General features: G+C 70.0%; 17 protein-coding genes. 10 read left to right on the forward strand and 7 right to left on the reverse strand.

The annotated features are described in order from the left end of the window. Nucleotides 1-193 precede the first annotated feature (193 nt). The 6 genes from rfbD to ACAM26_RS14940 form a co-directional block, all read right to left on the reverse strand. Nucleotides 194-1,105: a dTDP-4-dehydrorhamnose reductase gene (gene rfbD, locus ACAM26_RS14915; protein ID WP_369613995.1), complete on the reverse strand. Its 912-nt coding sequence runs from the start codon at nt 1,103-1,105 to the stop codon at nt 194-196. Next, nucleotides 1,102-1,665 (reverse strand): dTDP-4-dehydrorhamnose 3,5-epimerase, encoded by a 564-nt coding sequence (gene rfbC / locus ACAM26_RS14920; RefSeq protein ID WP_123139762.1) that lies wholly within the window; start codon nt 1,663-1,665, stop codon nt 1,102-1,104. Before rfbC ends, rfbD begins: the two co-directional genes overlap by 4 nt. After that, a complete protein-coding gene (gene rfbA / locus ACAM26_RS14925) occupies nt 1,665-2,543 on the reverse strand; it encodes a glucose-1-phosphate thymidylyltransferase RfbA (RefSeq protein ID WP_369613996.1) in 879 nt (292 codons plus the stop codon). The genes rfbC and rfbA overlap by 1 nt, the downstream gene beginning before the upstream one ends. Nucleotides 2,544-2,553: 10 nt before the next feature. Next, the gene (rfbB, locus tag ACAM26_RS14930; RefSeq protein WP_123139650.1) at nt 2,554-3,609 is read right to left on the reverse strand and encodes a dTDP-glucose 4,6-dehydratase; all 1,056 of its coding nucleotides are present in this window, start codon (nt 3,607-3,609) and stop codon (nt 2,554-2,556) included. A gap of 22 nt (nt 3,610-3,631) precedes the next feature. Beyond that, on the reverse strand, nt 3,632-4,207 hold the full coding sequence (gene ssb / locus ACAM26_RS14935; protein ID WP_123142603.1) for a single-stranded DNA-binding protein: 576 nt from the start codon (nt 4,205-4,207) through the stop codon (nt 3,632-3,634). 167 nt (nt 4,208-4,374) lie between these two features. Then, complete coding sequence (locus tag ACAM26_RS14940) at nt 4,375-5,793, reverse strand: MFS transporter (protein WP_369613997.1); 1,419 nt, start codon at nt 5,791-5,793, stop codon at nt 4,375-4,377. Between the two features lie 95 nt (nt 5,794-5,888). Between ACAM26_RS14940 and uvrA the strand changes: the two genes are divergently transcribed. From uvrA to fdxB, 10 genes are all read left to right on the forward strand, one after another. After that, the gene (gene uvrA / locus ACAM26_RS14945; protein ID WP_369613998.1) at nt 5,889-8,714 is read left to right on the forward strand and encodes an excinuclease ABC subunit UvrA; all 2,826 of its coding nucleotides are present in this window, start codon (nt 5,889-5,891) and stop codon (nt 8,712-8,714) included. A 58-nt stretch (nt 8,715-8,772) separates the two neighbouring features. Next, the gene (gene recQ, locus ACAM26_RS14950) at nt 8,773-10,959 is read left to right on the forward strand and encodes a DNA helicase RecQ (protein WP_369613999.1); all 2,187 of its coding nucleotides are present in this window, start codon (nt 8,773-8,775) and stop codon (nt 10,957-10,959) included. A 4-nt stretch (nt 10,960-10,963) separates the two neighbouring features. Further along, entirely contained in the window at nt 10,964-11,551 is a 588-nt protein-coding gene (locus ACAM26_RS14955; RefSeq protein WP_369614000.1) for a pseudouridine synthase, read from the forward strand. A gap of 330 nt (nt 11,552-11,881) precedes the next feature. Beyond that, on the forward strand, nt 11,882-12,856 hold the full coding sequence (locus ACAM26_RS14960; RefSeq protein ID WP_123142598.1) for a DUF6569 family protein: 975 nt from the start codon (nt 11,882-11,884) through the stop codon (nt 12,854-12,856). A 540-nt stretch (nt 12,857-13,396) separates the two neighbouring features. Next, complete coding sequence (locus ACAM26_RS14965) at nt 13,397-13,633, forward strand: hypothetical protein (protein WP_369614001.1); 237 nt, start codon at nt 13,397-13,399, stop codon at nt 13,631-13,633. A gap of 13 nt (nt 13,634-13,646) precedes the next feature. Next, complete coding sequence (locus ACAM26_RS14970) at nt 13,647-14,126, forward strand: NifB/NifX family molybdenum-iron cluster-binding protein (protein WP_369614002.1); 480 nt, start codon at nt 13,647-13,649, stop codon at nt 14,124-14,126. After that, nucleotides 14,123-14,533, forward strand: a complete 411-nt coding sequence (locus ACAM26_RS14975; protein ID WP_369614003.1) for a SoxR reducing system RseC family protein — start codon at nt 14,123-14,125, stop codon at nt 14,531-14,533. The genes ACAM26_RS14970 and ACAM26_RS14975 overlap by 4 nt, the downstream gene beginning before the upstream one ends. A 33-nt stretch (nt 14,534-14,566) precedes the next feature. Then, nucleotides 14,567-15,040: a NifX-associated nitrogen fixation protein gene (locus ACAM26_RS14980; RefSeq protein ID WP_123139640.1), complete on the forward strand. Its 474-nt coding sequence runs from the start codon at nt 14,567-14,569 to the stop codon at nt 15,038-15,040. Nucleotides 15,041-15,069: 29 nt separating this feature from the next. After that, nucleotides 15,070-15,279 (forward strand): CCE_0567 family metalloprotein, encoded by a 210-nt coding sequence (locus tag ACAM26_RS14985; protein ID WP_062271915.1) that lies wholly within the window; start codon nt 15,070-15,072, stop codon nt 15,277-15,279. Between the two features lie 103 nt (nt 15,280-15,382). Beyond that, nucleotides 15,383-15,691 (forward strand): ferredoxin III, nif-specific, encoded by a 309-nt coding sequence (gene fdxB, locus ACAM26_RS14990; RefSeq protein WP_123139639.1) that lies wholly within the window; start codon nt 15,383-15,385, stop codon nt 15,689-15,691. Between the two features lie 43 nt (nt 15,692-15,734). Here fdxB and ACAM26_RS14995 read toward each other — a convergent pair whose 3' ends face one another. Next, nucleotides 15,735-17,021: a citrate synthase gene (locus ACAM26_RS14995; protein ID WP_123142594.1), complete on the reverse strand. Its 1,287-nt coding sequence runs from the start codon at nt 17,019-17,021 to the stop codon at nt 15,735-15,737. Between the last annotated feature and the right edge of the window lie 33 nt (nt 17,022-17,054).

Below are 17,054 nucleotides of genomic sequence, written 5' to 3' on the forward strand. Positions count from 1 at the left end.
GCAGGAGGAACACGGGATGTCGACATCGAAGGGACGACAGGCGTTGGGATGGTTCGCAGCGCTCGCGGCACTGCTCGCCATCGTCGCGCTGGGCACGGAGATCGGCCCGCCAGTGGCCGGGGAGGCAAGCCCCACGTGCCGCGCCTGTCCCTGAGCGGTGTCCGGCGGGCGACGGCACCGCCGGAACGGTGGCTCAGTCGAGCTCCTCGAGACACTGCGCCAGCGAGTCGCGCCAGTGCGGCATCGCCAGCCCGAAGGTGCGCTCGAAGTGACCGTTGTCGAGCACCGAGTAGGCCGGACGCGGCGCCGGCGCGGGATACTCCGAGGAGGGGATCGGGGTGAGGTTGCAGCCCTCGCCACAGGCCTCGAGGATGGCGCTGGCGAAGCCGTACCAGCTCACCTCGCCGCCGCCGGTGAGGTGATAGAGACCGCCGACCTCGTCGAGGTCGAGCTCGCCGCGCAGCACCCGGTAGAGCACCTGGGCGGTCATCTCGGCGAGCATCCGGCTCCAGGTCGGCGAACCGATCTGGTCGTCGACCACGCGCAGCTCGTCGCGCTCGGCGAACAGCCGGCGCATGGTCAGCAGGAAGTTCGCGCCGCGCGCGCCATAGACCCAGCTGGTGCGGAACACCAGGGCGCGGGCGCCGGCGTCGAGCAAGGCGCGCTCGCCGGCGAGCTTGGTCTCGCCGTAGACGTTGAGCGGATCGGGCTGGTCATCCTCGGTGTAGGGACGCCCGAGGGTGCCGGAGAAGACGAAGTCGGTCGAGTAGTGCACCACCGGGACGGCACGCTTGGCGAGCAGCACGCCGAGTTCACCGACGGCATCGGCGTTGATCCGCTGGGCGCTGTCGCGGTCCTGTTCGGCGCGATCGACCGCGGTGTAGGCCGCGGCGTTGATCACCGCGTCGGGACGCGCCTCGTCGACCAGCCGCGCCAGCGATTTCGGGTCCATCAGATCGATGGTCGGCCCGTATTCGCCCTCGAGCGAGGCGGCCACCACCTCGCCCAGCCCGGCGAGGGTGCGACGCAGCTCCCAGCCGACCTGGCCGTTGGCGCCGATCAGCAGCAGGCGTGGACGCTCGGGGGTCTGGTGTTTGTGACTCATGCGTAATCCTCGTAGCCGGGGAGACGATCCGCCGGGATATCGGCCAGACAGCGCGCCGCGCCGTCCTTCTGCGACAGCGACGGCGCGCCCTCGAGCGGCCATTCGATACCGATCGCGGGGTCGTCCCAACGGACGCTGAACTCGGTCTCGGGACTGTAGTAGTCGGTGTTCTTGTAGACGAACAGGGCATGCTCGCCGGTCACCACGAAGCCGTGGGCGAAGCCCGGCGGCACCCAGAACTGGCGCTTGTTCTCGCCCGAGAGGGTCACCCCGGTCCAGCGGCCGAAGTGCGGCGAGCCGCGGCGGATGTCGACGGCGACGTCGAACACCTCGCCCTCGAGCACCTGTACCAGCTTGCCCTGGGCGTGCGGGTGCTGCACGTGCAGGCCGCGCAGCACGCCGTGGGTCGAATAGGACTGGTTGTCCTGCACCAGCGGCGGGATGCCGAATTCGGCATAGCGGTTGGCGCGATAGGTCTCCAGGAAGTAGCCGCGCGCGTCCCCGAACACCTTGGGTTCGAGGATCAGCACGCCCGGCAGTTCGGTCTCGATCACCTGCATCATTGCACCCGTTTCAGCAGTCCCAACAGATACTCGCCATAGCCGCTCTTGCGCAGCGCCTCGCCGGTGGCGCGCAGGGCCGCGGCGTCGATCCAGCCGTTGAGATAGGCGACCTCCTCCGGACAGCAGATCTTCAGCCCCTGGCGCTTCTCGATGGTCTCGATGTACTGCCCGGCCTGCATCAGCGACTCGTGGGTGCCGGTGTCGAGCCAGGCGGTACCGCGACCGATGCGATCGAGATAGAGCTCGCCGTGCTCGAGATAGCGCGAGTTGAGATCGGTGATCTCGAGCTCGCCGCGCGCCGAGGGACGCAGCGTGCGCGCCAGCTCGCAGACCTTGCCGTCGTAGAAATAGATCCCGGTCACCGCCCAGTTGGATTTGGGGGCGGTGGGTTTCTCCTCCAGCCCGATCACCCGGCCATCGCCGTCGAACTCGGCCACGCCGTAGCGCTCGGGATCGGAGACGTAGTAGCCGAACACCGTCGCCCCCGACTCGCGGGCGCTCGCCGCCTTGAGCTGATTGACCAGACCGTGACCGTAGAAGATGTTGTCGCCGAGGATCAGGCAGCTGGGGTCGCCGGCGATGAACTCCTCGCCGATCAGGAAGGCCTGCGCCAGTCCGTCCGGGCTCGGCTGCTCGGCGTAGGAGAGCTTGATGCCCCACTGACTGCCGTCGTCGAGCAGCGCGCGAAAGTGCGGCAGATCGCGCGGGGTGGAGATGATCAGGATGTCGCGAATCCCCGCCAGCATCAGCGTCGCCAGCGGGTAGTAGATCATCGGCTTGTCGTAGACCGGCAGCAATTGCTTGCTGAGGGTCCGGGTGAGCGGATAGAGACGGGTGCCGGATCCGCCGGCGAGGATGATTCCCTTTCTGTTCATGCGTCGCTCCTCAGTTGTCGGCACCACCGAGACGCTCGCCGCGATAGCTGCCGTCGGTCACCCGCGCGCACCACTCGGGGTGGCCGAGATACCACTCGAGGGTGCGCCGCAGCCCGCTCTCGAAGGTCTCCTGCGGCGTCCAACCGAGCTCGCGCCGGAGCTTGGAGGCGTCGATCGCATAGCGACGGTCGTGACCGGGGCGGTCCTTGACGAAGGTCTTGAGCGCGGCGTGGGGGCGGTGCGGAGCGTCGGGCAGCAGCTCGTCGAGCAGCGCGCAGAGGGTATCGACCACCTCCAGGTTGGTGCGCTCGCTGTTGCCGCCGACGTTGTAGACCTCGCCCGGGGTACCGGCCTCGAGCACCCGCCAGATCGCCCGGCAGTGGTCCTCGACGAAGAGCCAGTCGCGCACGTTGCCGCCATCGCCGTAGATCGGCAGCGACTCGCCGCGGCTGGCCTTGAGGATCATCAGCGGGATCAGTTTCTCGGGGAACTGATAGGGCCCGTAGTTGTTCGAGCAGTTGGTGGTGAGCACCGGCAGGCCGTAGGTGTGGAACCAGGCGCGTACCAGGTGATCGGAGCCGGCCTTGCTCGCCGAGTAGGGCGAGTTGGGGGCATAGGGCGTGGTCTCGGTGAAGGCCCCGGTGGGGCCGAGCGAACCATAGACCTCGTCGGTGGAGACATGGAGGAAGCGGAAGCCCTCCGGCTCGCCGCGCTCGGCCCAGTAGGCGCGCGCGCTCTCGAGCAGATTGAAGGTGCCGACCAGGTTGGTCTGCACGAAGTCGCCGGGGCCGTCGATCGAGCGATCGACATGGCTCTCGGCGGCGAAGTTGACCACCGCGTCGACCTGATGCTCGCGCAGCAACCGCGAGACCAGCTCGCGGTCGCCGATGTCGCCCTGCACGAAATGATGACGCGGCTCGTCCCCGAGGTCGGCGAGCGAGTCGAGGTTGCCGGCATAGGTCAGCAGATCGAGGTTGACCACCCGGACATCGGACTGGGCGAGCGCGAGGCGCACGAAGTTGCTACCGATGAAACCGGCACCACCGGTGACGAGCAGGGTCTGCATGGATCTCTCCTTGAGGTTCGGATCAGAACGGGATGTCGTCGTCGAAGTCCGCCCCGCCGCCGAACCCGCCCGCGGGTGCGCCACCCGAGGGTGCGCCGCCGCTGCCACCGCCGGCATAGCCGCCACCGGAGTAGCCACCGCCCTGGGGCGCGGCCTGAGCCCCCCCCTGGCGGGCGCCGCCCTGGGGCGCGCCGCGCGGCGGCTCGTCGTCGAAGGGCGCGGAGCTGCCGTAGCCGCTGCCACCGCCGGCGCGACCATCGAGCATCTGCATGGTCCCGCTGATGTCGACCACCACCTCGGTGGTATAGCGGTCCTGGCCGTCCTGGCCCTGCCACTTGCGGGTACGCAGCTTGCCCTCGATATAGACCTTCGAGCCCTTGCGCAGATACTGCTTGGCGACCTCGGCGACCTTGCCGAAGATGGCCACGTTGTGCCATTCGGTGCGCTCGCGGGTCTCGCCGGTGGCGCGGTCGCGCCAGCTCTCGCTGGTGGCCAGACGCAGGTTGGCCACGGCGTCGCCGCTGGGCATGTAGCGGATCTCGGGGTCGGCCCCGAGGTTGCCGATCAGGATCACCTTGTTGACACCACGTGTCGCCATCTCTTCCTCCCGCCTGACGCGGCGCGCCGGGCGTGTTGCATTCGTTTCGAGTGATACAGGAGGATCGACGCGCGCCCGTCCCCGGGCGGCGCCGATCCGATATTCGGTTCGTCTCCGTCGTCACCGCCGCGGGCGATGACCCTGCGGGGCCTGCGCGGGGTCGGATCTCAGGCGCCGGCCGAAAGGGTCTGCAATCTTGCCCAATCGAGTCGACGACTGTCCACCTTCAGGTAGGCCACGCCCTCGTCGAGCGCCACCACCACCTCGCGCACCCCGGGCTCGGCGAGCAGCCGCCGCTCCAGCGCCGCCGCATCCCCCGCCCCCGGCGCCAGCGTCAGCACCCGCCGCCCCAGGTCCTCGGGCATGCGCATCCCCGCCACCAGCGCGACCCAGGCCAGCGACACCAGCACACCGACCAGATAGACGGCATCCGGGCCGAAGCGCTCGTGTGCCCAGCCGCCGAGCACGCCACCGAGGAAGGCGCCGACGAACTGGGCGCTGGAGAACACCCCCATGGCGGTGCCCTTGGCACCGGCGCGCGCGCTCTTCGAGACCAGCGAGGGCAGCACCGCCTCGAGCAGGTTGAAGATGGTGAAGACCACCACCAGCAGCGCGCCGAGCACCCACAGCGACTGCCCGAACAGGGCGAAGCCGAGCATCGCCGCGCCGAGCGCGATCACCGAGCCGAGCAGCACCCCGCGCGCCTGACCACGGCGCTCGGCGAGGACGATGAAGGGCACCATCGCCGGGATCGCCAACAGCACCACCGGCAGGTACAGCCGCCAGTGCGAGGCCGCCTCCAGCCCCGCCGCCTCGACCGAGAGCGGCAGCACCACGAACAGGCTGACCATGGTCAGGTGCAACATGAAGATCGCCAGATCGAGCCGCAGCAGGGTCGGGTTGGCGAGCACCCCGCGCAGCTGATCGAGCGCCGGCTGGGCGTCGCGATGGAGCTGCGAGCGCTCGGGATCGGGCACCAGGGTGTAGAGCAACACCATCCCCGCCACCGCCAGCACCGCGGTGAGCCAGAAGATGCCCGAGACCCCGATCCAGCGCGCCAGCACCGGGCCGAGCACCAGCGCCGCGGCAAAGGACAGCGCCACGCTGATGCCGATGGCGGCCATGCCCTTGGTGCGCACCTCCTCGCGGGTGAGATCGGCGGTCAGCGCGATGATCGCCGCGGCGATCGCACCGCTGCCCTGCAGCACCCGACCGACGATCACCCAGTGGATGCTGTCGGCCAGCGCCGCCACCACGCTGCCGGCGGCAAACAGCAGCAGACCGCCGAGGATCACCGGCTTGCGCCCGATGCGATCGGAGAGCAGCCCGAGCGGGATCTGCAGCAGCGCCTGGGTCAACCCGTAGGCGCCGATCGCCAGCCCGATCAGCAGCGGGGTGGCGCCACTGAGCTCGTGCGCATAGAGCGCGAACACCGGCAGGATCATGAACAGACCCAGCATCCGGGTGGAGAAGATGGCGGCGAGTCCGGCGGCGGCGCGCCGTTCGGTGGGTGAGAGGGGCGGGCTCGGTATCTCTGTCTGGCTCACGGCCGCTGGCCTTTGCTTCTGGTACGCGAAGCTTCGCATAATAGCAGTTTGCCCCGGGCCGGCGCAGGCCGGACCATCGGCGCGACGGCGATCGCGTCGCCCGCCATCGACATCGAGACCTCTGCGGCCAGCCCATGGACACCATCCGCATCCGCGGCGCACGCACCCACAACCTCAAGGGGATCGACCTCGATCTGCCGCGCGAGCGGCTGATCGTCTTCACCGGGCTATCGGGCTCGGGCAAGTCCTCACTCGCCTTCGACACCCTCTACGCCGAGGGTCAGCGGCGCTATGTCGAGTCGCTCTCGGCCTATGCCCGGCAATTCCTCTCGGTGATGGACAAACCCGACGTCGACCACATCGAGGGGCTCTCGCCGGCGATCTCGATCGAGCAGAAGACCACCTCGCACAACCCGCGCTCGACCGTCGGCACCATCACCGAGATCTACGACTATCTGCGCCTGCTCTTCGCCCGCGCCGGCGAGCCGCGCTGCCCCACCCACGGCGTGGCGCTCGCCGCCCAGACGGTCAGCCAGATGGTCGATCAGGTGCTCGCCCGCCCCGAGGGCGAGCGGCTGATGCTGCTCGCCCCGGTGGTGCGCAACCGCAAGGGCGACCACCAGCGCCTGCTCGGCGAGCTGCACGCCCAGGGCTTCGTGCGCGCGCTGATCGACGGTGCCATCCACGAGCTCGACGCACTGCCGGCGCTCGATGCCAAGCGCCGACACGACATCGCCCTGGTGGTCGATCGCTTCCGCGTGCGCGCCGACCTCGCCAGCCGTCTGGCCGAGTCCTTCGAGACCGCGCTGGCGCTCACCGAGGGCGTCGCCAGCCTCGTCGCCCTCGACGCGCCCAATCAGCCGTTGCTCACCTTCTCAGCCAACTTCGCCTGCCCGCACTGCGGCTACAGCATCACCGAGCTCGAACCCCGCGCCTTCTCCTTCAACAACCCCGCCGGCGCCTGCCCGGAGTGCGACGGTCTCGGCATCGAGCAGTTCTTCGACCCCGACAAGGTCGTGATCCACCCCGAGCTGAGCCTCGCCGGCGGCGCGGTGCGCGGCTGGGACCGGCGCAACGCCTATTACTTCGGGCTGATCCGCGCGCTCGGCGCGCACTACGGGTTCGACGTCGAGACCCCCTGGCGCGAGCTGCCCGAGACGGTGCGCGAGCGGGTGCTGTTCGGCAGCGGCGAGGAGCGCATTCGCGTACGCCTGCCCAACGAGCGCGGCCCGGGGCGCGAGCGCCCCTTCGAGGGGGTGATCCGCAACATGGAGCGGCGCTACCGCGAGACCGAGTCGAACACCGTGCGCGAGGAGCTGGCGCGCTATCTCTCCCACCAGCCCTGCCCCGCCTGTCAGGGCTCGCGACTCAACCAGGCAGCGCGTCACGTCTTCCTCGGCGAGCACAACCTGCCGGCGCTGACCGCGCTGCCGGTGGGCGAGTCGCTGCGCTTCTTCGAAGGGCTCAGGCTCGCCGGCGCACGCGGCGAGATCGGCGCCAAGGTGATCGACGAGATCGCCACCCGGCTGCGCTTCCTGGTCGATGTCGGACTCGACTACCTCACCCTCGAGCGCAGCGCCGACACCCTCTCCGGCGGCGAGGCCCAGCGCATCCGCCTGGCCAGCCAGATCGGCGCCGGGCTGGTCGGGGTGCTCTACATCCTCGACGAGCCCTCGATCGGGCTGCACCAGCGCGACAACGCCCGGCTGCTGCGCACCCTCACCCATCTGCGCGACCTCGGCAACACCGTGATCGTGGTCGAACACGACGAGGACGCGATCCGCGCCGCCGACCAGGTCGTCGACCTCGGCCCCGGCGCCGGCACCCACGGCGGTCGGGTGATCGCCCAGGGCAGCGCCGCGGAGATCGCCGATGATCCCGCCTCGCTCACCGGACGCTATCTCAGCGGCGCCGAGCGCATCGCCATCCCGACACAGCGCCACCCCCCCGACCCCGAGCGCCAGCTGCGCATCCTCGGCGCGCGCGGCAACAACCTGCGCGCGGTCGATGTCGCCATCCCGGTCGGCACCCTGTGCTGCGTCACCGGGGTGTCGGGCTCGGGCAAGTCGACGCTGATCAACGACACCCTCTACCCGGTCGCCGCGCGTCACTTCAACGGCGCCAGCCTGCGCCCGCGCCCGCACGGCGCGATCGAGGGGCTGGAACACTTCGACAAGGTCATCGACATCGACCAGAGCCCGATCGGGCGCACCCCGCGCTCCAACCCCGCGACCTACACCGGGCTGTTCAACATGGTGCGCGAGCTGTTCGCCAGCGTCCCCGAGGCGCGTGCCCGGGGCTATGGCCCGGGGCGCTTCAGCTTCAACGTCAAGGGCGGACGCTGCGAGGCGTGCAAGGGCGACGGGCTGATCCGCGTCGAGATGCACTTCCTCCCCGACGTCTATGTCCAGTGCGACACCTGCCAGGGCCGACGCTACAACCGCGAGACCCTGGAGATCCGCTACAAGGGCAAGCGCATCGACGAGGTGCTCGACCTCACCATCGCCGAAGCGTTGGAGTTCTTCGCCGCCATCCCGCTGATCCAGCGTCGGTTGCAGACCCTGGTCGACGTCGGCCTCGCCTATGTCCGCCTCGGTCAGAGCGCCACCACCCTCTCCGGCGGCGAGGCGCAGCGCGTCAAGCTCAGTCGCGAGCTGGCCAAACGCGGCAGCGGGCGCACCCTCTACATCCTCGACGAGCCGACCACCGGGCTGCACTTCCACGACGTGCGCCAGCTGCTCGAGGTGCTCCACCGGCTGCGCGACCAGGGCAACACCGTGGTGGTGATCGAGCACAACCTCGACGTCATCAAGACCGCCGACTGGATCATCGACCTCGGCCCCGAGGGCGGCGACAAGGGCGGCGAGATCGTCGCCACCGGCACCCCCGAGGCGATCGCCGCCGAACCGCGCTCGCACACCGGGCGCTTCCTCGCCCCGCTGCTCGCGCGCGGCTGGTAGCCGAGACCCGCTTCACACGACGCCGGCACACCGAGGCCGGCGAGGAGTCCATTCCCAGGTGCAAGAGACACCCCTGCAGATCCTCAACCGCGTCTTCGGCTACGAGCGCTTCCGCGGCGATCAGGCCGAGATCATCGACCGCCTGCTCGACGGCGACGATGCGCTGGTACTGATGCCCACCGGCGGCGGCAAGTCGCTGTGCTATCAGATCCCGGCGCTGCTGCGCCCCGGCACCGCCATCGTGGTCTCGCCGCTGATCGCGTTGATGCAGGATCAGGTCGACGCGATGCGCCAGCTCGGCGTCGCCGCCGCCTATCTCAACTCATCCCTCGACCCGGAGGCGGCGCAGGGCGTCGAGGAGGCGCTGCGCGCAGGCACCCTGGATCTGCTCTACGTCGCCCCCGAGCGGCTGCTCACCGAGCGCTTCCTCGCTCTGCTCGGCGAGGCGCGCATCGCGCTCTTCGCCATCGACGAGGCGCACTGCGTCTCGCAGTGGGGGCACGACTTCCGCCCCGAGTACATCCAGCTCGGGCTGCTCCACACGCGCTGGCCCGAGGTGCCGCGCATCGCCCTCACCGCCACCGCCGATGCGCCCACCCGCGCCGAGATCGTCTCGCGCCTGGGGTTGGAGCGGGCGCACCAGTTCGTCTCCAGCTTCGACCGCCCGAACATCCGCTACCGGGTGGTGGAGAAGGCCAACCCGCGCCAGCAGCTGCTCGACTTCCTCCGCCGCGAACACCCCCAGGACGCCGGCATCGTCTACTGTCTGTCGCGCAAGCGCGTCGAGGAGACCGCCGCCTTCCTCGCCGCCGAGGGCTTCACCGCCCTGCCCTATCACGCCGGGCTCGCCGCCGAGCAGCGCCGCGCCCATCAGGCCCGCTTCCTGCGCGAGGAGGCGGTGGTGATGGTCGCCACCATCGCCTTCGGCATGGGCATCGACAAGCCCGACGTGCGCTTCGTCGCCCATCTCGACCTGCCCAAGAGCCTCGAGTCCTATTACCAGGAGACCGGCCGCGCCGGGCGCGACGGCCTGCCCGCCGATGCCTGGATGACCTACGGCATCGGTGACCTGGTCACCCTCAGACGGATCATCGAGGACTCCGAGGCCGACGAACGCTTCAAGCGCATCGAGCGACAGAAGCTCGACGGCATGCTCGGCTACTGCGAGACCATCGCCTGTCGCCGTCAGGTGCTGCTCGAGTACTTCGGCGAGCACCTCGCCGAGCCCTGCGGCAACTGCGACACCTGTCTCGAGCCGGTCGACACCTGGGACGGCACCGAGGCCGCGCGCAAGGCGCTCTCGTGCATCTATCGCACCGGCCAGCGCTTCGGCAGCGCCTATCTCACCGACGTGCTGCTCGGCAAGGACAACGAGCGCATCCGCCGCTTCGGTCACGACCGGGTGAGTACCCACGGCATCGGCCAGGAACTCGGCGCGGCGCAGTGGCGCTCGGTCTATCGCCAGCTGGTCGCCGCCGGGCTGGTCGAGGTCGACCACCAGGGCCACGGCGCGCTGCGCCTCACCGAGCGCAGCCGCCCGCTGCTGCGCGGCGAGGCCCGCATCGAGCTGCGCCGCGACCCCGAGCCGCGACGCGCCCAGCGCGCCCGCCAAGGCGCCGTCGAGACCGCGCCGCGCGACGCCGAGGCCCAGGCGCTGTGGGAGGCGCTGCGCGGCCATCGTCGCGAACTGGCCCAGGCCAACAACGTCCCGGCCTATGTGATCTTCAACGACGTTACCCTGCAGGAGCTGCTCGCCCACCGCCCGCGCGATCTCGACGAACTCGCACGCATCAGCGGGCTCGGCGAGGCCAAGCTCGAACGCTTCGGCGCCGGACTGCTCGCCGTGCTCGGGACCCATGCCGCCGAACACGGCCGCCCCGAGGGCACCGCTGCGCCGCCGCCACGCGCCACGCCCCGGCCCCGCGCACCGCGCGGGCTCGGCGACAGCGAGCGCGAGACCCTGACGCTGGTGCGCACCGGCGCCGATGTTGCCACCATCGCCGCGCGCCGCGGTCTCAAGCCGCGCACCATCCACGGTCATCTCGCCCGCGCGGTGGCCGCCGGCGAGCTCGACGCGGCCACCGCCACCGGGCTCGACGCCGCCAGCCTGAAGCGCATCGAGACGGCCTTCGCCGCGCTGCCCGAGAACGCCATCAGCCCGCTGCGCGCGCTCCACGAGGCCCTCGGCGGTGAGTTCGACTACGGCGTGCTGCAGTGCGTGCGCGCCGCCCTGGAGCGTGATTGATCCGATGTCCCGACTGATCCTGCTCAACAAGCCCTACGGCGTGCTCTGCCAGTTCTCCGGCGAGGGCCCCACCCTCGGCGACCACGTCCCGCTGCCCGGCGTCTATCCCGCCGGGCGGCTCGACAAGGACAGCGAGGGGCTGCTGCTGCTCACCGACGACGGCCAGCTCCAGCACCGCATCAGCCACCCCCGACACAAGGCCTGGAAGACCTACTGGGTGCAGGTCGAGGGCACCCCGGAGGCCGCACAACTCGACGCACTCGCCGCCGGCGTCACCCTCAAGGACGGCCCGACCCGTCCGGCACGGGTGCGCGCCATCGCCGAGCCCGCGCTGTGGCCGCGCGAGCCGCCGGTGCGCTTTCGCAAGTCGGTGCCCACCGCCTGGATCGAGATCGCCATCCACGAGGGCCGCAACCGCCAGGTGCGGCGCATGACCGCCGCCGTCGGGCTGCCCACCCTGCGTCTGGTGCGCATGGCCATCGGCCAGTGGCGGCTCGACGGTCTAGAGCCCGGATGCTTTCGCATGCTCGACCTGCCGGCCACAGGCCGTCGCTCGAATGCGCGTCGCAGGACCGCAAGGCGTCCCCGCTGAGCCAACCGACGCCACCACAATCCCCGACACGGATGCATGCGACCCGCCGCGGTATTGCGTAAACGCAATAAATCGACGCATCTCCCAGGATACCCACCCCGATCGTCATACACTGGGCGCCCAGGGCGCTGCCGAAGCGGCCCGCGCCCTGCTCAACCAAGGCCCCGGTCTCCAGCGTCCCGCCGCGGAGACCTGGGTCGACAGCTGCATACCGGATGCGAAGACCGGGGCCCGTGCGCCCCTGCCCGGCACGCTCTCAGGAAGGAGACGACCGCCGCATCTGGCCGAAGTCAGGACATCAAGTGTTTCCGGCACAAGGAGAACGCCTTCATGGACAGGCTCCATCACCATCTCCCGGCGCTCGCCCTCGGCGACCCACTGCACCATCTCAACATCGGCCTCACCCCGATCTGCGACCCGCGCCCGAGCGCACCCGACCATCTCACCCTGAGCGCCGCGATCAAGACCGGTCAGGCGCACCTGCAGACGCACGACGCCCGCGCCCAATCGCCAGGGGCGAGACTCGACAACCAGAGCACGCGTCCGCTGCTGCTGCTCGAGGGCGAGTCGCTCAGCGGCGCAGCGCGGGATCAGGTCCTCGATCACAGCCTGCTGGTACCGCCACGCAGCACCATCGGGCTCGCCCTCTCGCCGCTCGGACGGTCATCCGCCCAGCAACCGGGCAACCGCCCCCGATCCTCCGGCCAGCTGCTGTTCGCCAGCGCGCGCGCGCGCAGCGCCGCGCGGCTCAGCACCCGACTGTTCGGCGAGCCCCCCTATCCGGGACGGCCGCAGGAGCTGTGGGAAGAGGTTGCGCACAAGCGCGCGCGCATGGATTGTGACGATCCGGCGCGCCCCGGCCTGGAGGCGCTCTACGACGAGTACGCCGAGTTCATCGCGCAATACGTCGCGGCCCTGCCGCCGCGACCCGACCAGATCGGCGCCATCCTCGCCATCAATGGTCGGGTCTGCGGCTTCGAGCTCTTCGCCCATCCGGCCATCCTCCATGAGCTGCTGCCGCGGATCATCGCCAGCTATGCGCTCGATGCCATCGAGTGCCTGAACTTCACCCTCCGGCGTCCCCGGCCGGAGAACCCCGGCACCCTGCTCGACGCCCTGAGCAGCGCCCCGGTGATGCCCCTGCCGCTCGGCGCCGACAGCGAACTGCTGCGTCTGGCCGCGCCGGGGCTGAGCGGCGGCGCGCTGATCGCCGAGGGACGACTGCTGCACCTGCACGCCTATCGCAGCCCCTTCCCCGCTCAGCCCGAGGAGCCTCCGAGCGCACCACCACAGCTCAACGGCTGAGGGACGGCGACGAGCTTCCAGCCGCCAGCCGCCAGTGGGTGCCCGACCCCACCGTCGCCGTCAGAGACACGCGCTGACCGGCGGCTGGTCGCTGAAGGCTGGCGGCTGACTTCCCCGTCGCCTTGTCGCAAACCCCGCAAAGACGTCGAGTGTCCTACAGCACAGTGCAGCGGCCGCGACGATTACGCTTTCGATTCATGTGGTTAGGATACGGCACACTCCGTGCTTCCCACTCTCCTGCAAGAGGATCTCGCCAGGAGTGACCGATGAAGCAGAGAGAGATCGCCGCGCTGCTCGACGCGCCGGCCTGCGCGCACAACCACAAGAGCAAGTCGGGATGCGCGCGACCCAAGCCGGGAGCGACCGCCGCCGACCTGCTGGTCGGCTGGACCGAGCTGCTCGTCGGGGTCGGCGCCGAGACCATGACCGCGGTCGCCCCGGGCAATGTCCCGGTGCTCGTCCGCGCCCGGTGCGCCGAGATCCGCACCGGCGATCTCGAGGACCTCGGACGACAGGCCGGGACCGCGCGCCGAGCTGCTGGTGACCAAGGCCCACGGCGCGCAGAGCGCCGCACGGCTCGGCATCGCGCTGTTGCGCAACGGCTTCCCGCAATCCGATCGGCTCGACGGTTGCCACCGCACCTGGATCGGCGACCGGTGGACTCGCGACACCCGCTTCGAACTCGCCAACCTGGCGCTCGAACGCGAGCGCGGCGAGCTCCATCCCTATCGCTCGCGCCTCAAGCAGTGGTCCGAGCACGAACGCACGGCGGCCTGACCGGGAGGCACGGATGCAACGACGACTGAGGCTGCTCGAGAGCGCCACCGCAACGACCGAGCACCCGCTGCGCGTGGCCTTCGCCAGCAGCGATCGCGCGCGGATCGACCAGCACTTCGGCGCCGCCCGGGCCTTCACCATCCACGGCGTCGACCGCACCAGCCACCGGCTGCTGGAGGTCATCGAGTTCAAGACGGGCGTGCTCGACGGCAACGAGGACAAGCTCGGCGAGCGCATCGCCGCGCTCGAGGGCTGTCTCGCCGTCTATTGCGAGGCGATCGGCGCCTCGGCGGTCAGGCAGCTCCGTGCCGTCGGCGTCCAGCCGGTCAAGGTCCCGCACGGCACCCGGATCCGCGCCCAGATCGCCGCCCTGCAGGGCGAGCTGCGCGGGCGGCCCAGCCCCTGGCTGGCGCGCGCGCTCGCCCCGCCCAGGCGCGGTGAAGCGCAACACGCAAGCGTCGACCAGATGGAGGCCGAGGGATGGAGCGAATGATCGAGACCGTCGCGGTGGTGACCGCGAGCGCCCCGCCACGCGCCTGGGTCGCGCCCGGCAACGCCAGCGCCTGCTCCGGCTGCGCCCAGTCGGGCTATTGCGCCGGCGCCACGACAGGACGCCGCGGACGCGCCCGGCAGATCGTCATCGACGACCCGCTCGGACTCAGCCCCGGCGAGTCGGTGGTGATCGGCATCCCCGGCGCCGGGCTGCTGCGCGCCGCCACCCTCGCCTATCTGCTGCCGCTGCTGGCGCTGACCGCGACCGCCTGGGCCGGCACCCGCTTCGCGCTGCCGCTGTGGGCCACGCTCGGCGGCGCGCTGCTGGCACTCGGCGCCGGACTGTGGCTGGCCGAGCGGCTCGGGCGCGACGCGCCACGCCCGGTGGTGCTACGCCGCCTGTCCTGACCCACCCCCCAGATCCCAGCAGGAGAGAACACGATGAGCGACACCCCAGCCGCGCCACTGCCCACCCGCGGGCTGCTCGAGAGCGACTTCATGGTCGAGATGGTGCGCCAGATGCGCGCGCTCGACGCCTATGGCCAGTACGAGCACCTCGCCAACGCCGACCTGCTCGAACCCTTCGTGCTCACCAAGGAGATGCGCCGTGAGATCCCCATCGTCGGCGATCCCGACGAGATCGTGGTCGAGCGGGTCAAGGCCTTCTACAACGCCATCGCGGCGCTGATCGAGGCCGAGTGCGGGCTGATGGCAGTGCCCCTGGTGCATCTCAGTCACGAGGGCTTCGGTCGGGTGTTGATCACCACCGGCAAGCTGGTGGTGCTCGACCGCACCCTGCGCGACGTGCACCGCTTCGGCTTCCCCAGCCTGTCGCGGATGAAGGACGAGGCCGACAAGTATCTCTCCGTCGCCATCGAGCTGATCGGCGAACACCCCAAGGTCGCCGGACTCTGAGCCGCCCTGACACAGACGAGACAGAGACCATGGATCCACAACACCGTCAGGGGCTCGAGCGCGCCGCGCGCAAGGCCAAGCGCATCGCCAACGAGCGCGCCGCCGAGCTGCACGATCTGGTCGAGGAGCGCCTGCCCGGCGCCTATGCCGAGCTGCCGGCGCTCGCCCAGGCCACCTACGACGCCTGTCTGGCGTGGGCCGAGGCCGACGCCAGACTCAAGGCCGCCGACGGGGCCTGACCCCGTCGCGATCATCGAGGATCAACACGCGACCGGCCCGGCGCCGATCGCGCCAACCGTACCGCGCGGCCGGTCGAGAGCCGCGGATTGGGAGCACTGCACCATGACTGTCATCACCGGTATCACCCGGGGCGGGGTCGAGTGGACACCGTCGTTCGTCATCACCATCGACCAGACCAGCTGCATCGGCTGTGGCCGCTGCTACAAGGTCTGTCCCCGCGAGGTCTTCGAGCTGATCGATCGCGATGAGCTCGATCTCGACGAGATCGAGGACGATGACGACGACTTCGACGACGCGCCCGGCATGGTCATGAATCTCGCCGATGCGCTCGATTGCATCGGCTGCGCCTCCTGCTCGCGGGTCTGTCCCAAGGGCTGTCTCAGCCACCAGCCGAGCCCGGTGGCGGCCTGAGCCCGACGCGGACCCGGCGGGTCCGCGTCCCTCACTCCCGGACTCAGTCGCGCTCGCCCATCGCCACGTAGTCGAGCGACTCGGGTCCGACATAGAGCTGACGCGGCCGGGCGATGCGCCCGCCCGCGCCGGCCTGCTCCCACCAGTGGGCGATCCAGCCCGGCAGCCGCCCCATCGCGAACATCACCGTGAACATGTTGGTGGGGATGCCCACCGCGCGGAGGATGATGCCGCTGTAGAAATCGACGTTGGGATAGAGCTGGCGCTCGACGAAGTAGGGATCCTCGCGCGCGATCTCCTCGAGCCGACGGGCGATGTCGAGCAGCGGATCGCGCCGCCCGAGCTGGGCGAGCAACCGCTCGGCCACCCGGGCGAGGATCTGCGCGCGCGGGTCGAACTGCTTGTAGACCCGGTGACCGAAGCCCATCAGCCGCACCTTGCTGTCGCGGTCCTTGGCCAGACGCACGTACTCCTCGGGGGTGATCCGCCCCTGATGGATCTCCTCGAGCATCTGCAGCACCGCGACATTGGCGCCACCGTGCAAGGGTCCCCACAGCGCGCACACCCCGGCGGCACAGGCGGCGAACAGGTTGGCCTGGCTGGAGCCGACCATGCGTACCGTCGAGGTCGAGCAGTTCTGCTCGTGATCGGCGTGGAGCAGCAGCACCAGGTTGATCGCGTCGCGCACCAGCGGCTCGCAGACGTACTCGGCATAAGGATCGGAGAACATCATGTGCAGGAAGTTGGGCACATAACGCTGCTCGGGGTGGGGATAGATATAGGGCCGCCCGATGGAGTGCCGATAGGCGTAGGCGGCGATGGTGCGGATACGGCTGATCAGCCCGGCGGCGGCGGCGCGGAAGCGCTGCTCGTCCTCCAGCTCGAACAGCTCGGGGTGGAAGCAGGAGAGCGCGTTGATCATCGCCGAGAGGATCGCCATCGGCGGTGCGGCGCGCGGGAAGCCCTCGAAGTGATGCTTCATGCCCTCGTCGAGGTTGGCGCAGGCGGTCAGTTCGGCGGAGAAGTCGGCGTATTCGCGGGCATTGGGCAGATGACCGAAGATCAGCAGCCAGGCGACCTCAACGAAGTTCGGGCTGTGCTCGAACTGCTCGATGGGGATGCCGCGATAGCGCAGGATGCCCCGTTCGCCGTCGATATAGGTGATGGCGCTGCGACAGCTGCCGGTATTGGCATAGCCCGGATCGAGTGCGATCAGCCCGGTGCGGGCGCGCAGCGTCTGGATGTCGAGCGCGCGCTCGCCGGCGCTGCCGGTGACGATGGGCAGTGAGTGGTGCGCGTCACCCAGGATCAGGGTCGCTTGGTCGGACATGGAGAGAGACTCCGAGAAGATACACAGGGACCG

It is taken from the genome of Marichromatium sp. PS1, from assembly GCF_041155115.1.
Taxonomy (GTDB): domain Bacteria; phylum Pseudomonadota; class Gammaproteobacteria; order Chromatiales; family Chromatiaceae; genus Marichromatium; species Marichromatium gracile.